We start from the raw sequence: 16,061 nt of genomic DNA, 5'->3' as shown, positions 1-16,061 counted from the left end.
CCGATGGTACTGCAGGGGGGACCCTGTGGGAGAGTAGGACGCCGCCGAACAATCATTCAGAAGAACCCCCATCCGGATTCCGGATGGGGGTTCTTTGCGTTTCCGGGCCCTTTGACTTCAGTTCGAGAGATTCATTTTGAAGCCTTCGAGAGGTTCATTTTGAAGCCGAGGTGCGAGGGCACGAAGCCCAGCCGCTCGTAGAAGCGGTGCGCGTCCGTGCGCGTCGCGTCGGAGGTGAGCTGGACGAGGTCGGCACCGAGTTCGCGGGCGCGCTCGACGGCCCACCGGATCAGTTCGGTGCCGAGCCCGCTGCCCCGCTCGTCGGCGTGGACGCGGACGGCCTCGATGATCGCGCGGGTGGAGCCCTGGCGGGAGAGGCCGGGGACGACGGTGAGTTGCAGGGTGCCGATGGTGCGGCCGGCGCGTTCGGCGACGACCAGGTGCTGGTGCGGGTCTCCGTCGATGCGGGCGAAGGCGGTGCGGTACGGGGTGAGGTCGTCGGGGGTCTCGCGGGTGGCGCCGAGCGGGTCGTCGGCGAGCATGGCGACGACCGCCGGCAGGTCGGCCTCGGTGGCCCGTCGGATCGTCAGAACAGCCGTTTCGGTCATGATCGGAGGATAAGGGGCGCCTCTCGGGGCCGGACCGCCCTTGTCTACGCTCCTAGGGCCCCTGTGCGGCCCTCTACGGCCCCTCTGGGCCGATGCCAGGTCACACCCCGGGCGCCGCCGCACTGGTGATGACGGCGAAGACGGCGCCGTGCGGGTCGACCAGCTGGGCGAGACGGCCGACACCGTGCACGTCCTTCGCCGGGTTCCGGACCGTGGCGCCGAGCTGCTCGGCGATGGCGAGACTGGCGTCCACGTTGGGGACCTCGAAGTAGGGGAGCCAGTGCGAGCCGGTGCCCCGCGCGGTGTGCTCGGGCCCGAGTTGCACGATGCCGCCGTGGGCGTCGTCGGCGCCGCCACCGGCCGGGGTGAGCACGGTGTAGAGCGCATCGTCGAACGGGACGTCCTGTTCCTGCCAGCCGAAGACGGCGTGGTAGAAGGTCTTGGCCCGTTCGGCGTCGACGCTGTAGCACTCGGCCCAGCAGAGGCTGACCTCCTCGTTGACGAGGTCCAGGCCGCGGGTGTCGTGCGGCTGCCAGACGGCGAAGTCCGCGCCGGTGGGATCGGTGAATCCGGCCATCCGGCCCGCGGTGAAGACGTCGAAGGGGGCGAACCTCACGTTCCCGCCCTCCTGCCGGACGAGGGCGGTGGTGCGGTCGGCGTCGTCCGTGGCGAAGTACAGCGTCCAGCCGGGCAGTGCGGTCTCGTCGGCGAGCGGGCCGAGTGCGGCGACCGTGCGGGCGTCGAGCTGGAAGAAGCCGTAGCCGCCGGCCTCGGGGCCGGCCGAGTCGAAGGTCCAGCCGAACAGGGCGGTGTAGAAGTCGACGGAGGCCCGGGTGTCGGGGCTGCTCAGGTCCAGCCAGATCGGGGAACCGGGGCGGAAGTCGGTGTTGAGCATGGCGGCGGTACTGCTCCTCGGACGGGTCCCGTGCGGGCGCGGTCGGACGGCCCCCCGGGTCCTTCCAGCCTGGCACCCCGGTGGGGACGCTGCACGGCGGGTTCGCCATCGGTGCACGGAGGGTGCGCGAGGATGCGCCAGGGTGCGAGGGGATGTACGGGGGTGTGTGGGGGTGCACGGGACCCGGCGGACCTGCGGGTCTGTCCGTGCGGGGCGGTACGGTGCGTTACGGAAGGTCCACCCGTACCGGTCGAAGGGGGCTCCGGTGGCCAAGCAGGCGCAGTCGGGGCAGCAGGTTCCGCGCCAGCTCGCGCAGGTCGAGGGCGTGCTGGAACGGATCACCTATGCCAACGAGGAGACCGGCTACACGGTGGCCCGGGTGGACACGGGGCGGGGCGGGAACGACCTGCTGACGGTGGTCGGCGCGCTGCTGGGGGCGCAGGTCGGCGAGTCGCTGCGGCTGCACGGGCGGTGGGGCTCCCACCCGCAGTACGGGCGGCAGTTCACGGTGGAGAACTACACGACGGTGCTGCCGGCCACGGTGCAGGGCATCCAGCGGTACCTGGGCTCGGGGCTGATCAAGGGGATCGGGCCGCGGTTCGCCGAGCGGATCGTGGAGCGCTTCGGGGTGGACACCCTGGAGGTGATCGAGAACGAGCCGGGCCGGCTGATCGAGGTGCCTGGGCTCGGGCCCAAGCGCACCAAGAAGATCGCCGCGGCCTGGGAGGAGCAGAAGGCCATCAAGGAGGTGATGGTCTTCCTCCAGGGGGTCGGGGTGTCGACCTCGCTGGCGGTGCGGATCTACAAGCAGTACGGCGACGCCTCGATCGGGGTGGTGAAGAACGAGCCGTACAAGCTGGCGTCGGACGTCTGGGGCATCGGCTTCCTGACGGCTGACCGGATCGCCCAGGCGGTGGGCATCCCGCACGACAGCCCGGAGCGGGTGAAGGCGGGTCTGCAGTACGCGCTGTCGCAGAGCAGCGACCAGGGGCACTGCTACCTGCCGGAGGAGCGGCTGATCGCGGACGGCGTGAAGCTGCTGCAGGTGGACGTGGGGCTGGTGATCGACTGTCTGGCGGAGCTGGTCGCGGCCGAGGGCGTGGTGCGCGAGACGGTGCCGGGGGAGGCGGGCGAGCCGATCACCGCGGTCTACCTGGTGCCGTTCCACCGGGCGGAGATCTCGCTGGCCAACCAGCTGTTGCGGCTGCTGCGTTCGGACTCCGACCGGTTGCCGTGGTCCGCCGACGTGGACTGGCCGGTGGCGCTGGAGTGGCTGGCGAAGCGGACCGGGACGGAGCTGGCGCCGGAGCAGCAGCAGTCGGTGCGGCTGGCGCTGACCCGCAAGGTGGCGGTGCTGACGGGTGGTCCGGGCTGCGGCAAGTCGTTCACGGTGAAGTCGATCGTGATGATGGCGCTGGCCAAGAAGGCGAAGGTGGTGCTCGCGGCACCGACCGGCCGGGCGGCGAAGCGGCTGGCGGAGCTGACCGGGGCGGAGGCCTCGACGGTGCACCGGCTGCTGGAGCTGAAGCCGGGCGGGGACGCCGCGTACGACCGGGACCGGCCGCTGGACGCGGACCTGGTGGTGGTGGACGAGGCGTCGATGCTGGACCTGATCCTGGCGAACAAGCTGGTCAAGGCGGTGCCGCCGGGAGCCCACCTGCTGTTCGTGGGGGACGTGGACCAGTTGCCGTCGGTGGGTGCCGGGGAGGTGCTGCGGGACCTGCTGGCGGAGGGCGGGCCGATCCCGTCGGTGCGGCTGACCAGGATCTTCCGGCAGGCGCAGCAGTCCGGAGTGGTGGTCAACGCGCACCGGATCAACGAGGGGAAGCCGCCGTTGACGGAGGGTCTGGCGGACTTCTTCCTGTTCGCCGAGGAGGACACGGAGCGGGCGGCCGGTCTGACGGTGGATGTGGTCGCGCGCCGGATCCCGCAGAAGTTCGGCTTCGACCCGCGCCGGGACGTGCAGGTGCTGGCGCCGATGCACCGGGGACCGGCCGGGGCGGGGAACCTGAACACGCTGCTGCAGGGGGCGGTGACGCCGGCCCGGGAGGGGCTGGCGGAGCGGCGGTCGGGCGGGCGGACGTTCCGGGTGGGGGACAAGGTCACCCAGATCCGCAACAACTACGACAAGGGGCGGAACGGCGTCTTCAACGGCACAGTGGGAGTGGTGACCGCCCTCAGCGTGGACGACCAGCGGCTGACGGTGCTCACCGACGAGGACGAGGAGGTGTCGTACGACTTCGACGAACTGGACGAGCTGTCGCACGCGTACGCGGTGACGATCCACCGCTCGCAGGGCAGTGAGTACCCGGTCGTGGTGATTCCGGTCACGATGTCCGCTTGGACGATGCTCCAGCGAAATCTGCTTTACACCGCTGTGACCAGGGCGAGGAAACTCGTCGTGCTGGTCGGGTCACGGAAGGCGATCGCGCAGGCCGTGAGGGCCGTCAGTGCAGGTCGGCGGCACGCCGCGCTCGATCATCGACTTGCTTCTGGATGATTATCCAACAGGATGGTTGCCTCTAATGTTCTCTTGACGTGAAGAGATTTACGGCAGAGCCTAGGGTGGTGCCGATCTTGTCCGGTTCGTACCGGCTGCGGCGGCAGGTTTTGTAGGGGCGGGCCCTTCCGGGCCACCCCGGGTGCGCGACTGTCCTCCGGATGGGGGATGGTAGAGACAGTCAGGGCACCTTGGAAGAGGATTCATTTCGTCGGTGAGGAAGACGTGAGCGACAACTCGGTAGTACTGCGGTACCAGGACGGCGAGTACGAATACCCCGTCGTCGGGAGCACTGCGGGCAACTCCGGCTTCGACATCTCGAAGCTGCTCCCGCAGACCGGCCTGGTCACCCTGGACAACGGCTTCGGTAACACCGCCGCGTACAAGTCCGCGATCACCTTCGTGGACGGTGACAACGGCATCCTGCGGTACCGCGGCTACCCGATCGAGCAGCTCGCAGCACAGGGCGGCTTCATCGAGACCGCGTACCTCCTGATCAACGGCGAGCTGCCCAACGCGGTCCAGCTGGCGGAGTTCAACCGCGAGATCACCCAGCACACGCTGCTGCACGAGGACGTCAAGCGCTTCTTCCAGGGCTTCCCGCGGGACGCCCACCCGATGGCCATGCTGTCCTCGGTGGTCGGTGCGCTCTCCACGTTCTACCCGGAGAGCCACAACCCGTTCGACGCGGCCCAGCGCCACCTGTCGACCGTCCGCCTGCTGGCCAAGCTGCCGACGATCGCCGCGTACGCGTACAAGAAGGCGATGGGCCAGCCCTTCGTCTACCCGCGCAACGACCTGAGCTACGTCGAGAACTTCCTGCGGATGACCTTCGCGGTCCCCGCCGAGAACTACGAGCTCAACCCGGTCGTGGTCAACGCGCTGGACAAGCTGCTCATCCTGCACGCGGACCACGAGCAGAACTGCTCGACCTCCACCGTGCGCCTGGTGGGCTCCAGCCACGCCAACCTGTTCGCCTCGATCTCGGCGGGCATCTCGGCCCTGTGGGGCCCGCTGCACGGTGGCGCCAACCAGGCCGTTCTGGAGATGCTGGAGAGCATCCAGAAGGACGGCGGCGACGTCGACGCGTTCATCACGAAGGTGAAGAACAAGGAAGCCGGCGTCAAGCTGATGGGCTTCGGCCACCGCGTCTACAAGGCCTTCGACCCGCGCGCCGCGCAGGTCAAGCTGCTGGCGCACGAGGTCCTCGGCCAGCTCGGCAAGAGCGACGAGCTGCTGGAGATCGCGCTCAAGCTGGAGGAGCACGCCCTCAAGGACGACTTCTTCATCTCGCGCAAGCTGTACCCGAACGTGGACTTCTACACCGGCCTGATCTACCGCGCCATGGGCTTCCCGACCAGCATGTTCACCGTGCTGTTCGCCCTCGGCCGGCTGCCGGGCTGGATCGCCCACTGGCACGAGATGATCAACGACCCGACCAGCCGGATCGGCCGCCCGCGCCAGATCTACACGGGCACCGCGATCCGCGACTACGTCGAGCTCGACCAGCGCTGACCGACGCGGCACCGAAAGGGGCCCGGCCGCTCGCTGAGCGGCCGGGCCCCTTCGCGTCCTCGCGCCCCGGGCCCGGGAGGGCCCGCGCGGGGGCGGAACCGTACGGCGCACGACTCCGGGGCCGGCTGCAACCGGGGACGGCCGCTCAAAGCGTCCCTGGCCCGCCACACCCCGGCGCCGTGCACGAAGGCCGTCGAAAGCACGACGACCGTCCCGGGGCCCGCCGGAGCCCCGTCGGCGACAGCCGCTGGAAGCGCGGGACGCGTTGCCGTTCGTCGCGTCCGCCCATCGGAAAAACTGCCGCACTACCAACCTAAGACGTATCAGGCTGCGAGAAGTTACGCCCGGGGGGTGTGAGCTGCCTCTCGCCACGCTCCGTAGGCGCCCGGTTCCACGCCCATACCACACCTTTCCTCGCGCGCGACGTCACCCTCCCCGCAGTCACGGCAACCGAGCGTGATAGGAATCGTGGCATTCCGGTACGGACCGTCGCGCCCCTTCGTCGCGCGACGGCGGAGCTGGGGAGGGAGTGCGCAGATGACCAGGAACGTCGTCGTCACCGGCGGTGGCACGGGAATCGGGTACGAGATCGCGCGGCGGTTCGCCGAAGCAGGCGACCAGGTGGTGATCGTCGGCCGCCGTCGTGCGGTCCTGGAGAAGGCCGCGGCCGATCTCGGGCCGAACGCCACCCCGCTGGTGTGCGACCTCGCCGACCCGGACGCGGTGGAGGCCGTGCTGGCCGAACTGCCCGAGCGGATCGACGTGCTGGTGAACAACGCCGGCAGCCGGGAGACCGTGGTCGGCGGCGGCACCCACGCCCTGCTGGCCCGCTGGCGCGGCGACTTCGAGCGCAACGTGCTGACCGTGGTGCTGCTCACCGAGTCGATCCGGGACCGGCTCACCCCGGGCTCCGGCCGGGTCGTCACCATCAGCTCCATCGCCGCCCTGCGCGGGGCCGGCTCCTACGGCGCGGCGAAGGCCTCGCTGCACGCCTGGAACCACTTCCTGGCCGCGCAGTTGGGCACCTCGGGCATCACCGCCAACATCGTCGCTCCGGGCACGGTGGCCGGCACCGAGTTCTTCGGGCCGCGGCTGGACGAGGCAGAGGTCGGCCGCCGGGCGGCGCGCACCCTGCTCGGCCGGATCGGCGAGACCGGCGAGGTCGCGGCGGCGGTGCAGTTCCTGGCCTCGCCCGAGGCCGGGTTCATCACAGGCGAGATCCTGCACTGCAACGGCGGGGAGCTGCTGGGGCGTTGAGCGTGGCGAGGGGCCCGGACCGGGTGCGGTCCGGGCCCCTCGTGCTGCCGGGCCCCAGCTGCCGTCGGCGCCGGGGCCGTAAGGGCTCAGGCCGGCTCGAAGCGGCGCAACCGGAGGCTGTTGCTGACCACGAAGACCGAGGAGAAGGCCATCGCGGCCCCCGCGATCATCGGGTTGAGCAGTCCGGCGGCGGCCAGCGGGATCGCCGCCACGTTGTAGCCGAAGGCCCAGCAGAGGTTGCCCCGGATGGTGCCGAGGGTGCGGCGGGAGAGCCGGATGGCGTCGGCCGCGGCCCGCAGGTCGCCGCGGACCAGGGTGAGGTCGCCGGCCTCGATCGCGGCGTCGGTGCCGGTGCCCATGGCCAGGCCCAGATCGGCCTGGGCGAGCGCGGCCGCGTCGTTGACGCCGTCCCCGACCATCGCCACGACCCTGCCCTCGGCCTGCAGCCGCTTGACGGTCTCGACCTTGTCCTCGGGCAGCACCCCGGCGATGACGTCCCGGGGGTCGATGCCGACCTGGGCCGCGACCGCTCCGGCCACCGCCGGGTGGTCGCCGGTCAGCAGCACCGGGCGCAGGCCCAGGGCGCGCAGCCGGGCGACGGCCTCGGCGCTGGTCGGCTTGACCGCGTCGGCGACCTCCAGCACGGCCCGGGCCTCGCCGTCCCAGCCGACCGCGACCGCGGTGCGGCCGGCGGACTCGGCGGCGGCCCTGGCGCGGGCCAGGGCGGGCGGCAGGGGCCGGGCGGCCTCGGTCGGCGGGGCCATGCGCCCGGCGGTGACCGTCCGGCCGTCCACGACGCCCTCCACGCCCCGGCCGGGGAGGCTGCGGAAGCCGTCGACCGGCGGCAGCCCGCCGAGGCGGTCGGCGGCGGCCTCGGCGATCGCCCGGGCGACCGGGTGCTCGGAGGCGTGTTCCACGGCCCCGGCCAGGCGCAGGACCTCGGCCTCGGTGACGCCCTCGGCGGTGTGCACGGCGACCAGCGCCATCCGGCCGGTGGTGACGGTGCCGGTCTTGTCCAGCAGGACGGTGTCCACCCGGCGGGTGGTCTCCAGCACCTCCGGCCCCTTGATCAGGATGCCGAGCTGGGCGCCGCGACCGGTGCCGACCATGAGCGCGGTCGGGGTGGCCAGGCCCAGGGCGCACGGGCAGGCGATGATCAGTACGGCCACCGCAGCGGTGAACGAGCCGGTGGTGCTGCCGGTGGCCAGCAGCCGTCCGACCAGGGTCGCGAGGGCGATCAGGATGACCACCGGGACGAAGACGGCGGAGACCCGGTCGGCGAGTCGCTGGGCGGGGGCCTTGCCGTTCTGGGCCGCCTCGACCAGCCTGGCCATCCGCGCCAGCCGGGTGTCCGCGCCGACCCGGGTCGCCTCGACGACCAGGCGGCCGCCCGCGTTGACGGTGGCACCGGTGACGGTGTCGCCGACGGTGACCTCGACCGGGACGGACTCGCCGGTGAGCATCGAGGCGTCCACCGCGGAACTGCCCTCGACCACCGTGCCGTCGGTGGCGACCTTCTCTCCCGGGCGCACCACGAAGCGCATGCCGACGGTGAGCCGGTCCACCGGGAGGCGGACCTCCCGGCCGCCCTGGAGGACGGCGACGTCCTTGGCGCCGAGGTCGAGCAGGGCGTGCAGGGCGGCGCCGGCCCGGCGCTTGGAGCGGGCCTCCAGGTAGCGGCCGAGCAGGATCAGTACGGTGACGCCGGCGGCGGTCTCCAGGTAGAGGGTGTCGGAGGCGTCGGTGCCGCCGACCGGGAACGAGAAGGCGTGCCGCATGCCCGGCATGCCGGCGTGGCCGAGGAACAGGGCCCAGCAGGACCAGCCGAAGGCGGCCAGGGTGCCGAGCGAGACCAGGGTGTCCATGGTCGCGGCGCCGTGCTTGAGGTTGCTCCAGGCGGCGCGGTGGAAGGGCAGGCCGCCGTGGAACACGACCGGGCCGGTCAGGGCGAAGGCGAGCCACTGCCAGTCGGTGAACTGCAGGGCAGGGACCATCGAGAGCAGGACCACCGGGACGCTGAGCACGGCGCTGACCAGCAGGCGCTCGCGCAGCGGGTCGTCGGGCCGCTCGGGCTCGGCGGTGGTCGGCTCGGCCACGGGGGCCGGGGGTGGCGGCAGTTCGGCGGTGTAGCCGGTGCGCTCGACCGTGGCGATCAGTTCGTCGACGGTGACGCCGGGGGCGTAGTCGACCCGGGCCTTCTCGGTGGCGAAGTTGACGGTGGCCTGGACGCCGTCCATCCGGTTGAGCTTCTTCTCGATCCGGGCCGCGCAGGAGGCGCAGGTCATTCCGCCGATCGACAGCTCGACCCGGTCCCGTGCGTCGAGGCCGGGGGCGGAGGTGGTCATGCGGGTGGCTCCTCGGTGGTGCGTACGGCGGGGGCGGTGGCACCGGCCCCGCCGTAGCGGGGTGGCTCAGGCGGCGCGGCCGACCAGCTCGTAGCCGGCCTCGTCGATCGCGGCGCGGACCTGCTCCTCCTCCAGCGGGGCGGCGGAGGAGACCGTCACGGTACCCGCCTGGGCGTCGGCGGCGACGTCGGTGACACCGGCCAGCGTGGAGAGCTCCTCGCTGATCGCCTTCTCGCAGTGGCCGCAGCTCATGCCGGACACGGTGTAGGTGATGGTGCTGGACATCGGGGCCTCCGGGAGGTCGGTGCGGAACTCTCTTGCTCTCTCCCAACACCATACCCCTACCGGGTATTCCGGAGGGGCGGGTGAAGTGGATCGCATCGTAGGCGACGGGGCCGCTCGGACCGGGGAGGAGGGGGACTGCGCCGGGATCGGCGCGGTCGGCTCCCGGCGGACCAGCAGCCGCGGCCAGAGCAGTCCACCCAAGGAGACCACGAGCAGCCCGGTCGTGTCGTGGACGGTGTACGGGGGGAAGAACTTCGCCCAGTGGTGGGGCCGGGCGGCCGCCCGGGCGGGGGTGCGGTGACGTGCGGGGTGGGGGATGCCGGACACCGGGCAGGGGCTCCTCTGAGTCGCGGACTTCGGGCGGACGTCGTGTCGGCCACCACGCCCAGGTCGACAACATCAACGAGGCTCGCTTCCCTTACGGTGCGATCGTCGACCTCCGAGTGCGACAGCCGCCGGCGCGGTTCCCCGGGTCCGCCGGGGAACCGCGCCGGGAGGTCGTTCCCGGGCCCGTCCTAGCGCCCGTCCGGGCGGCCCGTGACGTCGGCCAGGGCGCGGAAGAGGAGGGCGGTGGAGGTGGCGCCGGGGTCCTGGTGGCCGGCGCTGCGTTCGCCGAGGTAGGAGGCGCGGCCCTTGCGGGCCCGGAGGGGGACGGTGTCGCGCGCGCCCTGCTCGGCGGCTTCGGCGGCCGCCGCGGTGGCTCCGGGCAGGGGCGCGCCGGCGGCGGCCGCGGCGCGGAGGGCGGCGACGGCCGGGGTCCAGGCGTCCACGATGGTCTTGTCGCCGGGCTCGGCCTTGCCGAGGAGGCGGACCGCGTCCAGCCCGGCGGCCAGGGCCTCGGCCAGGTCGGCCGGGCCGGCCGGTTCGGGCAGGGCGGCGCCGGCGGCGCGGAAGGCCTTGCCGTAGAGCGGGCCGGAGGCGCCGCCGACCTTGGAGATGAGGGTGGTGCCGGTCCTGGTGAGGACGGCTCCGGGGCCGGCCGGACGGAGACCGTCCAGGGCGGTCAGGGCGGCGTCGAAGCCGCGCCGGAGGTTACTGCCGTGGTCGCCGTCGCCGATCGCGGAGTCCAGCTCGGTGAGCCGGGCCTGCTCCTCCTCGACGGCCGCGGCGATCGCGCGGATCCAGGCCTCGGCCAGGGCGGAGTCGAACAGCGGGGTGTCGAAGTCCATCGGGTCTCCTTCGAGGGCCTCAGGCCCGCTTGAGGGCGGGGGTGTCGACCGGGGCGTCCCAGAGTTCCAGCAGCTGGGCGTCGGCCTTGGTGAGGGTGAGGGAGAAGCCCGCCATGTCGAGGCTGGTGACGTAGTTGCCGACCAGGCTGCGGGCCACCGTGATGCCGCGCTCGGCGAGCCGGGCGGCGACCTCGCCGTAGACCACGTACAGCTCCAGCAGCGGGGTCGCGCCGAGGCCGTTGAGCAGGGCGATCACCTCGTCGCCCGGGGTCAGGTGGTGGTCGGTGAGGACGGTGTCGACCACCTGGGCGGCCAGCTCACGGGCCGGGCGGAGCTTCTCGCGGCGGCGGCCGGGCTCGCCGTGGATGCCGACGCCGACCTCGATCTCGTCCTCGGGCAGGTCGAAGCCGGGCTTGCCGGCGGCCGGGACGGTGGCCGCGGTGAGCGCGACGGCGAAGGAGCGGGAGGCGGCGTTGACCCGCTCGCCCAGGGCGGCCACCTCGTCCAGGCCGGCCCCGCGTTCGGCCAGCGCGCCGGCCGTCTTCTCGACCAGGACGGTCGCGCCGGTGCCCCGGCGGCCGGCCGTCCAGGTGGAGTCCTCGACCGCGACGTCGTCGTTGACCAGGACGGTGCGGACCTCCAGGCCCTCCTCGGCGGCCAGTTCGGCGGCGAGCTCGAAGTTCATCACGTCGCCGGTGTAGTTCTTCACGACGAAGACCACCCCGGCGCCGTTCTCGACCGCCTTGGCGGCGGCCAGCATCTGGTCCGGGACGGGGGAGGTGAACACCTCGCCGGGGCAGGCGGCGTCCAACATGCCGGGGCCGACGAAGCCGCCGTGCAGCGGCTCGTGCCCGGATCCGCCGCCGGAGATCAGCGCGACCTTGGGGCCGGCCGGCCGGACGGCCCGGGTGATCACCCGGTTGGGGATGTCCACCGTCAGCTCGGGGTGGGCGGCGGCGACCCCGGCCAGGGCGTCCTCCAGGACGCTCTCCGGGGTGTTGATCAGCTTCTTCAACGCTTCGCTCCCTTGGACGACCTCGGTGCGGACACAACGGCCCGGAGCCGACGCTACGCCAGACGGGGGGCCCGGGCACGGGGTGCGACACGCGCGGTTCCGCTCACCCTCCCGGAGCAGTGGGACGGGGCCGTAGGGTCGCGAGCATGAGCGAACACGTGGGCATTGTTCTGGTCTCGCACAGCGCGGCGCTGGCCGCCGGGCTGCGCGAACTGCTCGGCGAACTCGCCTCGGACGGCGTGCGGGTCGTGGTCGCGGCCGGGACGGAGGACGGCGGGCTCGGCACCAGTTACGAGCTGATCGCCGGGGCGGTCGCGGAGGCGGACGGCGGGGCGGGCGTGGTCGTGCTGCCGGACCTCGGCAGCTCGGTGCTCACCGCCGTGACCGTGCTGGAGGACGAGCCGAGGCCGGGCGTGAAGCTGGCGGACGCGCCGTTCGTGGAGGGCGCGGTGGCCGCCGCCGTCACCGCCTCGACCGGGGCGGCGCTGGCCGAGGTGGTCGCGGCGGCCGAGGACGCGTGGACCTTCCGCAAGCTCCGGTAGGGCTACTTGGCGTCCGCGTAGCAGTCCACCACGGCCGTGCTGAGCGGGAAGCGCACCGGGGTGTCGCCGAAGACCAGCCGCCGGGCCTCGTCGGCGGCCTCGGTGACGAGCGCGGCCACCTCCTCGGCCAGGTTGGCGGGGGTGTGCACGATCACCTCGTCGTGCTGGAAGAACACCAGGTGGGGGCGGTCCGCCGGGACGGCCACCGGGAGCTCGCCCAGCCGTCGGCGCAGCGCCGCCAGCAGGGCGAGCGCCCAGTCGGCGGCGCTGGCCTGGATGACGAAGTTGCGGGTGAACCGGCCGCGGGCGCGGGCGGTGCGGCCGCCGGTCTCGCCGGAGGTGTCGGCCTCGGTGAGGTCGAGGAAGGCGGCGGAGGCGGGCGGGCAGACCCGGCCGAGCCGGGAGGTGACCACTCCGCCGTCCTCGCCGGTGCGGGCGGCGGCTTCGACGTAGCCCATCGCGGCGGGGTAGCGGCGGCGCAGGGTGTTCAGCAGCGGGCCGATGTCTCCGCTGGTCTGTCCGTACATGGCGCCGAGCAGGCCGAGCTTGGCCTTGTCGCGGTCGCCCTGGAAGGCCTGGGCGGCGAGCGCCTCGTACAGGTCGCCGCCGGCGGCGGTCCGGGCCAGCCCGGTGTCCCCGGAGAGCGCGGCCAGCACCCGCGGCTCCAGCTGGGCGGCGTCGGCGACCACCAGCAGCCAGCCCGGGTCGGCGACCACGGCCCGGCGCAGGATGCGCGGGATCTGCAGGGCGCCGCCGCCGCGGCTGGCCCAGCGGCCGGAGACCACGCCGCCGACCACGTACTCGGGCCGGAAGCGGCCGCCGCGGGCCCAGGCGTCCTGCCAGGCCCAGCCGTGGGCGACGTGGATCCGGGAGAGCTCCTTGTAGCGGACCAGCAGCCGGGCGGCCGGGTGGTCGATGTTCTTGAGCTCCCAGGAGCGGGTCGAGCCGAGCTGGATGCCGGCCTCGGCGAAGGCGCGCAGCACCTGGGTGTGCGAGTCGGGGTTGAACGGTTTGGCGCCGAGGGCCCGGTGGAGTTCGACGGCGAGGTCGGCGAGCACCCGGGGCTGGGTGCCGGGCACGGTGGGGCGGGGACCGAGCAGGTCGGTGAGCAGCCGGTCGTGGACGTCGGAGCGCCAGGGCAGGCCGTCGTGGGCCATCTCGGCGGCCACCAGGGCGCCGGCCGACTCGGCGGCGACCAGCAGCCGGAAGCGCTGCCGGACGGCCGGGTCGCCGATGGCGGCGATCCGCCGCTGCTGTTCGGCGTGTACGGCGACGACGGCTTCCAACGGGTCGGCACCGGGCGGCAGTTGGAGCCGGTCGGGGGCGAACAGGGTGTCCTGGCCGTCGTCCGCGTCGGCCAGGCCCGGTTCGGGCAGGTCGTCCGGGACGGGCAGGCCGCGCAGCCGGGACCAGGCGGCGCCGAGCGAGCGCGGCGCGCCGAAGCGGCCCTCGTGGCCCAGCAGCAGGGCCTCGACCAGCCGCAGGTCGTGGCAGCGGGCGAGCCGGTCGGGCAGCCGGGGCAGCAGCGGGGCGTACCCGGAGTCGGCGGCGGCCCAGACCCAGCGCGGCCCCGCTGGTCGGCCGCCGCCGGTCGCCTCCCGGGCGGCGACGGCCGCGGCGAGGTCGCGGACGGTCTCCGGCGGGCCGAGCGGGCCGCCGGCGTCGTCGAGCGGCTGGAGGCGGCCGCCGGGGCCGTGCGGATCGGGCACGAGGGCGGTTCTGGGGGCCACGGCGGGCGTCTCCTCTCCGGTGCGGGTCCGTCGCGGACGGTTCGGCGATCGGGTGTGCGGGCGGGGCGCGGGTGTGCGGCCCGCAGGTCTGCGCCGTCGACGTTAACGGGTGGGTCCGACAACGACGACCAGGGGTCTATGGGCACGCGGGAGGACACCGCGTAGGGTCGGCGAAATGACCGAGAACCCGTTCTTCGCAGCCAGCCCGCTGGTCTACGAACTGCCTCCCTATGCCGAGATCCGGGAGGAGCACTACCTGCCCGCCTACGAGCGCGGCATGGCCGAGCAGCTGGCCGAGATCGCGGCGATCACCGACGACGGGGCCGCGCCGACCTTCGAGAACACCCTGGTGGCCCTGGAGCGCTCCGGCGAGCTGCTGCGCCGGGTGGACGCGGTGTTCCGCAACCAGTCCTCCTCCGACACCACCGAACTGCTGGACGAGGTGGAGGCGAAGGTCAGCCCGCTGCTCGCGGCCCACCACGACGCCATCCACCTGGACCAGAAGCTGTTCGCCCGGATCGAGGCGCTGCACGCGGACCGGGCCTCGCTGGGGCTGGACCCGGAGTCGCTGCGGCTGCTGGAGCGCTGGTACACCGCGTTCGTCCGCTCCGGCGCCCGGCTGGGTGCGGCCGAGCAGGCCCGGCTGCGCGAGCTGAACGCCGAACTGGCCGCGCTGGCCACCACGTTCCAGCAGAACGTGAACGCCGCCACCCGCGCCGCCGCGCTCGTCGTGGACTCGGCCGAGGAGCTAGCCGGGCTGTCCGAGGGCGCGATCGCCGCCGCGGCGGAGAACGCCCGGGTGCTCGGCCACGAGGGCCGCTACGTGCTGAGCCTGAAGAGCACCTCCACCCAGCCCGAACTGGCCCAGCTCGCCGACCGCTCGGTGCGCGAGCGGCTGCTGTCCGCCTCGCTCGCCCGGGGCACCGAGGAGAACGGCCCGCTGGCGATCCGGCTGGCCGCGCTGCGCGCCGAGCGGGCCGGGCTGCTGGGCTACCCGAGCCACGCCGCGTACGTGGTGGCGGACGAGACGGCCGGCTCCGTCGAGGCGGTGTCCGGGTTGCTGGCCCGGCTGGTGGAGCCGGCCGTGGCGAACGCCCGCCGGGAGGCCGGCGAGCTGGCCAGGGTGGCGGCCGCGGACGGCATCGCGGAGATCGCCGCGCACGACTGGGCGTACTACTCGGAGAAGGTCCGGCAGGCCTCGTACCAGGTGGACGCGGCGGCGCTGCGGCCGTACTTCGAGCTGGAGCGGGTGCTGAAGGACGGCGTGTTCTTCGCCGCGGGGCTCGCCTACGGGCTGAGCTTCACCGAGCGGCCGGACCTGACGGCCCACCATCCGGACGCCCGGGTCTTCGAGGTGTTCGAGGAGGACGGCACCCCGCTGGGCCTGTTCATCGGCGACTTCCACGCCCGGGCGTCCAAGCGCGGCGGCGCCTGGATGGACGAGCTGGTGGGCCAGGCCGGGCTGACCGGTCGGCGGCCGGTGGTGCTGAACAACCTCAACGTCCCGCGCCCGGCGCCGGGCGAACCGGCGCTGCTGAGCTGGGACGAGGTGCGCACCATGTTCCACGAGTTCGGGCACGCGCTGCACGGGCTGTTCTCGGACGTGCGGTACCCGCTGTTCGCGGGCACCGCGGTGCCGCGGGACTTCGTGGAGTTCCCCTCGCAGGTCAACGAGATGTGGATGGTCCGGCCGGAGGTGCTGGCCAACTACGCCCGCCACCACGAGACCGGGGAGCCGCTGCCGGCCGAGCTGGTCGAGCGGATGACCGCGGCCGAGGGCTTCGGGCAGGGCTTCCGGACGGTGGAGTACCTGGCGGCGACGCTGCTGGACTGGGCCTGGCACACCCTGCCGGAGGGCCACCGGGTCGAGGACGCCGAGGAGTTCGAGGCGCGGGCGCTGGCGGAGGCCGGGATCGTCGTGCCGGCGATCCCGCCGCGCTACCGCACGCCGTACTTCCAGCACATCTTCTCCAGCGGCTACAGCGCCGGGTACTACGCGTACATCTGGTCGGAGGTGCTGGACGCGGACACCGTGCGGTGGTTCGAGACCAACGGGCGCCCGGTGCGGGGCAGCGGCGAGCTGTTCCGGCGCGAGCTGCTGGCGCGCGGGTTCAGCCGGGACCCGCTGGAGTCCTTCCGCGCGGTGGTCGGGCGGGCCCCGGACACCGCGCCGCTGCTGGAGCGCCGCGGCCTGGTCTGA

At 73.2% G+C, this 16,061-nt stretch carries 13 protein-coding genes; 6 read left to right on the top strand and 7 right to left on the bottom strand.

Going from position 1 to position 16,061, the window contains the following annotated elements; translation table 11 throughout:
• Nucleotides 1-131: 131 nt before the first annotated feature.
• A complete protein-coding gene (locus ACZ6Z8_RS32665) occupies nt 132-608 on the bottom strand; it encodes a GNAT family N-acetyltransferase (protein ID WP_465613653.1) in 477 nt (158 codons plus the stop codon).
• A 100-nt stretch (nt 609-708) separates the two neighbouring features.
• On the bottom strand, nt 709-1,503 hold the full coding sequence (locus ACZ6Z8_RS32660; protein ID WP_465613652.1) for a VOC family protein: 795 nt from the start codon (nt 1,501-1,503) through the stop codon (nt 709-711).
• A 265-nt stretch (nt 1,504-1,768) separates the two neighbouring features.
• On the opposite strand from ACZ6Z8_RS32660, the gene recD2 reads away from it, so the two are divergent.
• The 3 genes from recD2 (at nt 1,769) to ACZ6Z8_RS32645 (ending at nt 6,775) form a co-directional block, all read left to right on the top strand.
• On the top strand, nt 1,769-4,003 hold the full coding sequence (recD2, locus tag ACZ6Z8_RS32655; protein WP_465613651.1) for an SF1B family DNA helicase RecD2: 2,235 nt from the start codon (nt 1,769-1,771) through the stop codon (nt 4,001-4,003).
• A 225-nt stretch (nt 4,004-4,228) separates the two neighbouring features.
• A complete protein-coding gene (locus tag ACZ6Z8_RS32650; RefSeq protein WP_465613650.1) occupies nt 4,229-5,518 on the top strand; it encodes a citrate synthase in 1,290 nt (429 codons plus the stop codon).
• Nucleotides 5,519-6,055: 537 nt separating this feature from the next.
• Entirely contained in the window at nt 6,056-6,775 is a 720-nt protein-coding gene (locus ACZ6Z8_RS32645; protein ID WP_465613649.1) for an SDR family NAD(P)-dependent oxidoreductase, read from the top strand.
• An 86-nt stretch (nt 6,776-6,861) separates the two neighbouring features.
• Here ACZ6Z8_RS32645 and ACZ6Z8_RS32640 read toward each other — a convergent pair whose 3' ends face one another.
• Both ACZ6Z8_RS32640 and ACZ6Z8_RS32635 read right to left on the bottom strand, forming a co-directional pair.
• Nucleotides 6,862-9,120, bottom strand: coding sequence for a heavy metal translocating P-type ATPase (locus tag ACZ6Z8_RS32640; protein WP_465613648.1), 2,259 nt, complete (start codon nt 9,118-9,120; stop codon nt 6,862-6,864).
• A gap of 66 nt (nt 9,121-9,186) precedes the next feature.
• Complete coding sequence (locus ACZ6Z8_RS32635) at nt 9,187-9,405, bottom strand: heavy-metal-associated domain-containing protein (protein WP_465613647.1); 219 nt, start codon at nt 9,403-9,405, stop codon at nt 9,187-9,189.
• Between the two features lie 85 nt (nt 9,406-9,490).
• Between ACZ6Z8_RS32635 and ACZ6Z8_RS32630 the strand changes: the two genes are divergently transcribed.
• Nucleotides 9,491-9,706: a hypothetical protein gene (locus ACZ6Z8_RS32630; protein ID WP_465613646.1), complete on the top strand. Its 216-nt coding sequence runs from the start codon at nt 9,491-9,493 to the stop codon at nt 9,704-9,706.
• 214 nt (nt 9,707-9,920) lie between these two features.
• Here ACZ6Z8_RS32630 and dhaL read toward each other — a convergent pair whose 3' ends face one another.
• Nucleotides 9,921-10,574, bottom strand: a complete 654-nt coding sequence (gene dhaL / locus ACZ6Z8_RS32625) for a dihydroxyacetone kinase subunit DhaL (RefSeq protein WP_465613645.1) — start codon at nt 10,572-10,574, stop codon at nt 9,921-9,923.
• A gap of 19 nt (nt 10,575-10,593) precedes the next feature.
• Nucleotides 10,594-11,589: a dihydroxyacetone kinase subunit DhaK gene (dhaK, locus tag ACZ6Z8_RS32620; protein ID WP_465613644.1), complete on the bottom strand. Its 996-nt coding sequence runs from the start codon at nt 11,587-11,589 to the stop codon at nt 10,594-10,596.
• A 146-nt stretch (nt 11,590-11,735) separates the two neighbouring features.
• Here dhaK and dhaM point away from each other — a divergent pair, with 146 nt between their 5' ends.
• Nucleotides 11,736-12,131 carry a dihydroxyacetone kinase phosphoryl donor subunit DhaM gene (gene dhaM / locus ACZ6Z8_RS32615; protein ID WP_465613643.1) on the top strand — a complete coding sequence of 132 codons (396 nt, stop codon included), beginning with the start codon at nt 11,736-11,738 and terminating at the stop codon, nt 12,129-12,131.
• A 2-nt stretch (nt 12,132-12,133) separates the two neighbouring features.
• Here the strand turns inward: dhaM and ACZ6Z8_RS32610 are convergent, their stop codons facing one another.
• Nucleotides 12,134-13,861, bottom strand: a complete 1,728-nt coding sequence (locus ACZ6Z8_RS32610; protein ID WP_465613642.1) for a bifunctional 3'-5' exonuclease/DNA polymerase — start codon at nt 13,859-13,861, stop codon at nt 12,134-12,136.
• Between the two features lie 175 nt (nt 13,862-14,036).
• Here ACZ6Z8_RS32610 and ACZ6Z8_RS32605 point away from each other — a divergent pair, with 175 nt between their 5' ends.
• On the top strand, nt 14,037-16,061 hold the full coding sequence (locus tag ACZ6Z8_RS32605; protein WP_465613641.1) for a M3 family metallopeptidase: 2,025 nt from the start codon (nt 14,037-14,039) through the stop codon (nt 16,059-16,061).

It is taken from the genome of Kitasatospora sp. NPDC101108, from assembly GCF_055584725.1.
Note: the sequence above shows the minus strand (reverse complement) of the source record. Positions and strands in the feature narration are given on the sequence as shown.

Excerpts from the sequence above, each read along its gene's own strand:
- ACZ6Z8_RS32665 (WP_465613653.1), bottom strand. The coding sequence starts at position 608 with ATGACCGAAACGGCTGTTCTGACGATCCGACGGGCCACCGAGGCCGAC.
- ACZ6Z8_RS32660 (WP_465613652.1), bottom strand. The coding sequence starts at position 1,503 with ATGCTCAACACCGACTTCCGCCCCGGTTCCCCGATCTGGCTGGACCTG.
- ACZ6Z8_RS32645 (WP_465613649.1), top strand. The coding sequence starts at position 6,056 with ATGACCAGGAACGTCGTCGTCACCGGCGGTGGCACGGGAATCGGGTAC.
- ACZ6Z8_RS32640 (WP_465613648.1), bottom strand. The coding sequence starts at position 9,120 with ATGACCACCTCCGCCCCCGGCCTCGACGCACGGGACCGGGTCGAGCTG.
- ACZ6Z8_RS32635 (WP_465613647.1), bottom strand. The coding sequence starts at position 9,405 with ATGTCCAGCACCATCACCTACACCGTGTCCGGCATGAGCTGCGGCCAC.
- dhaL (WP_465613645.1), bottom strand. The coding sequence starts at position 10,574 with ATGGACTTCGACACCCCGCTGTTCGACTCCGCCCTGGCCGAGGCCTGG.
- dhaM (WP_465613643.1), top strand. The coding sequence starts at position 11,736 with ATGAGCGAACACGTGGGCATTGTTCTGGTCTCGCACAGCGCGGCGCTG.
- ACZ6Z8_RS32605 (WP_465613641.1), top strand. The coding sequence starts at position 14,037 with ATGACCGAGAACCCGTTCTTCGCAGCCAGCCCGCTGGTCTACGAACTG.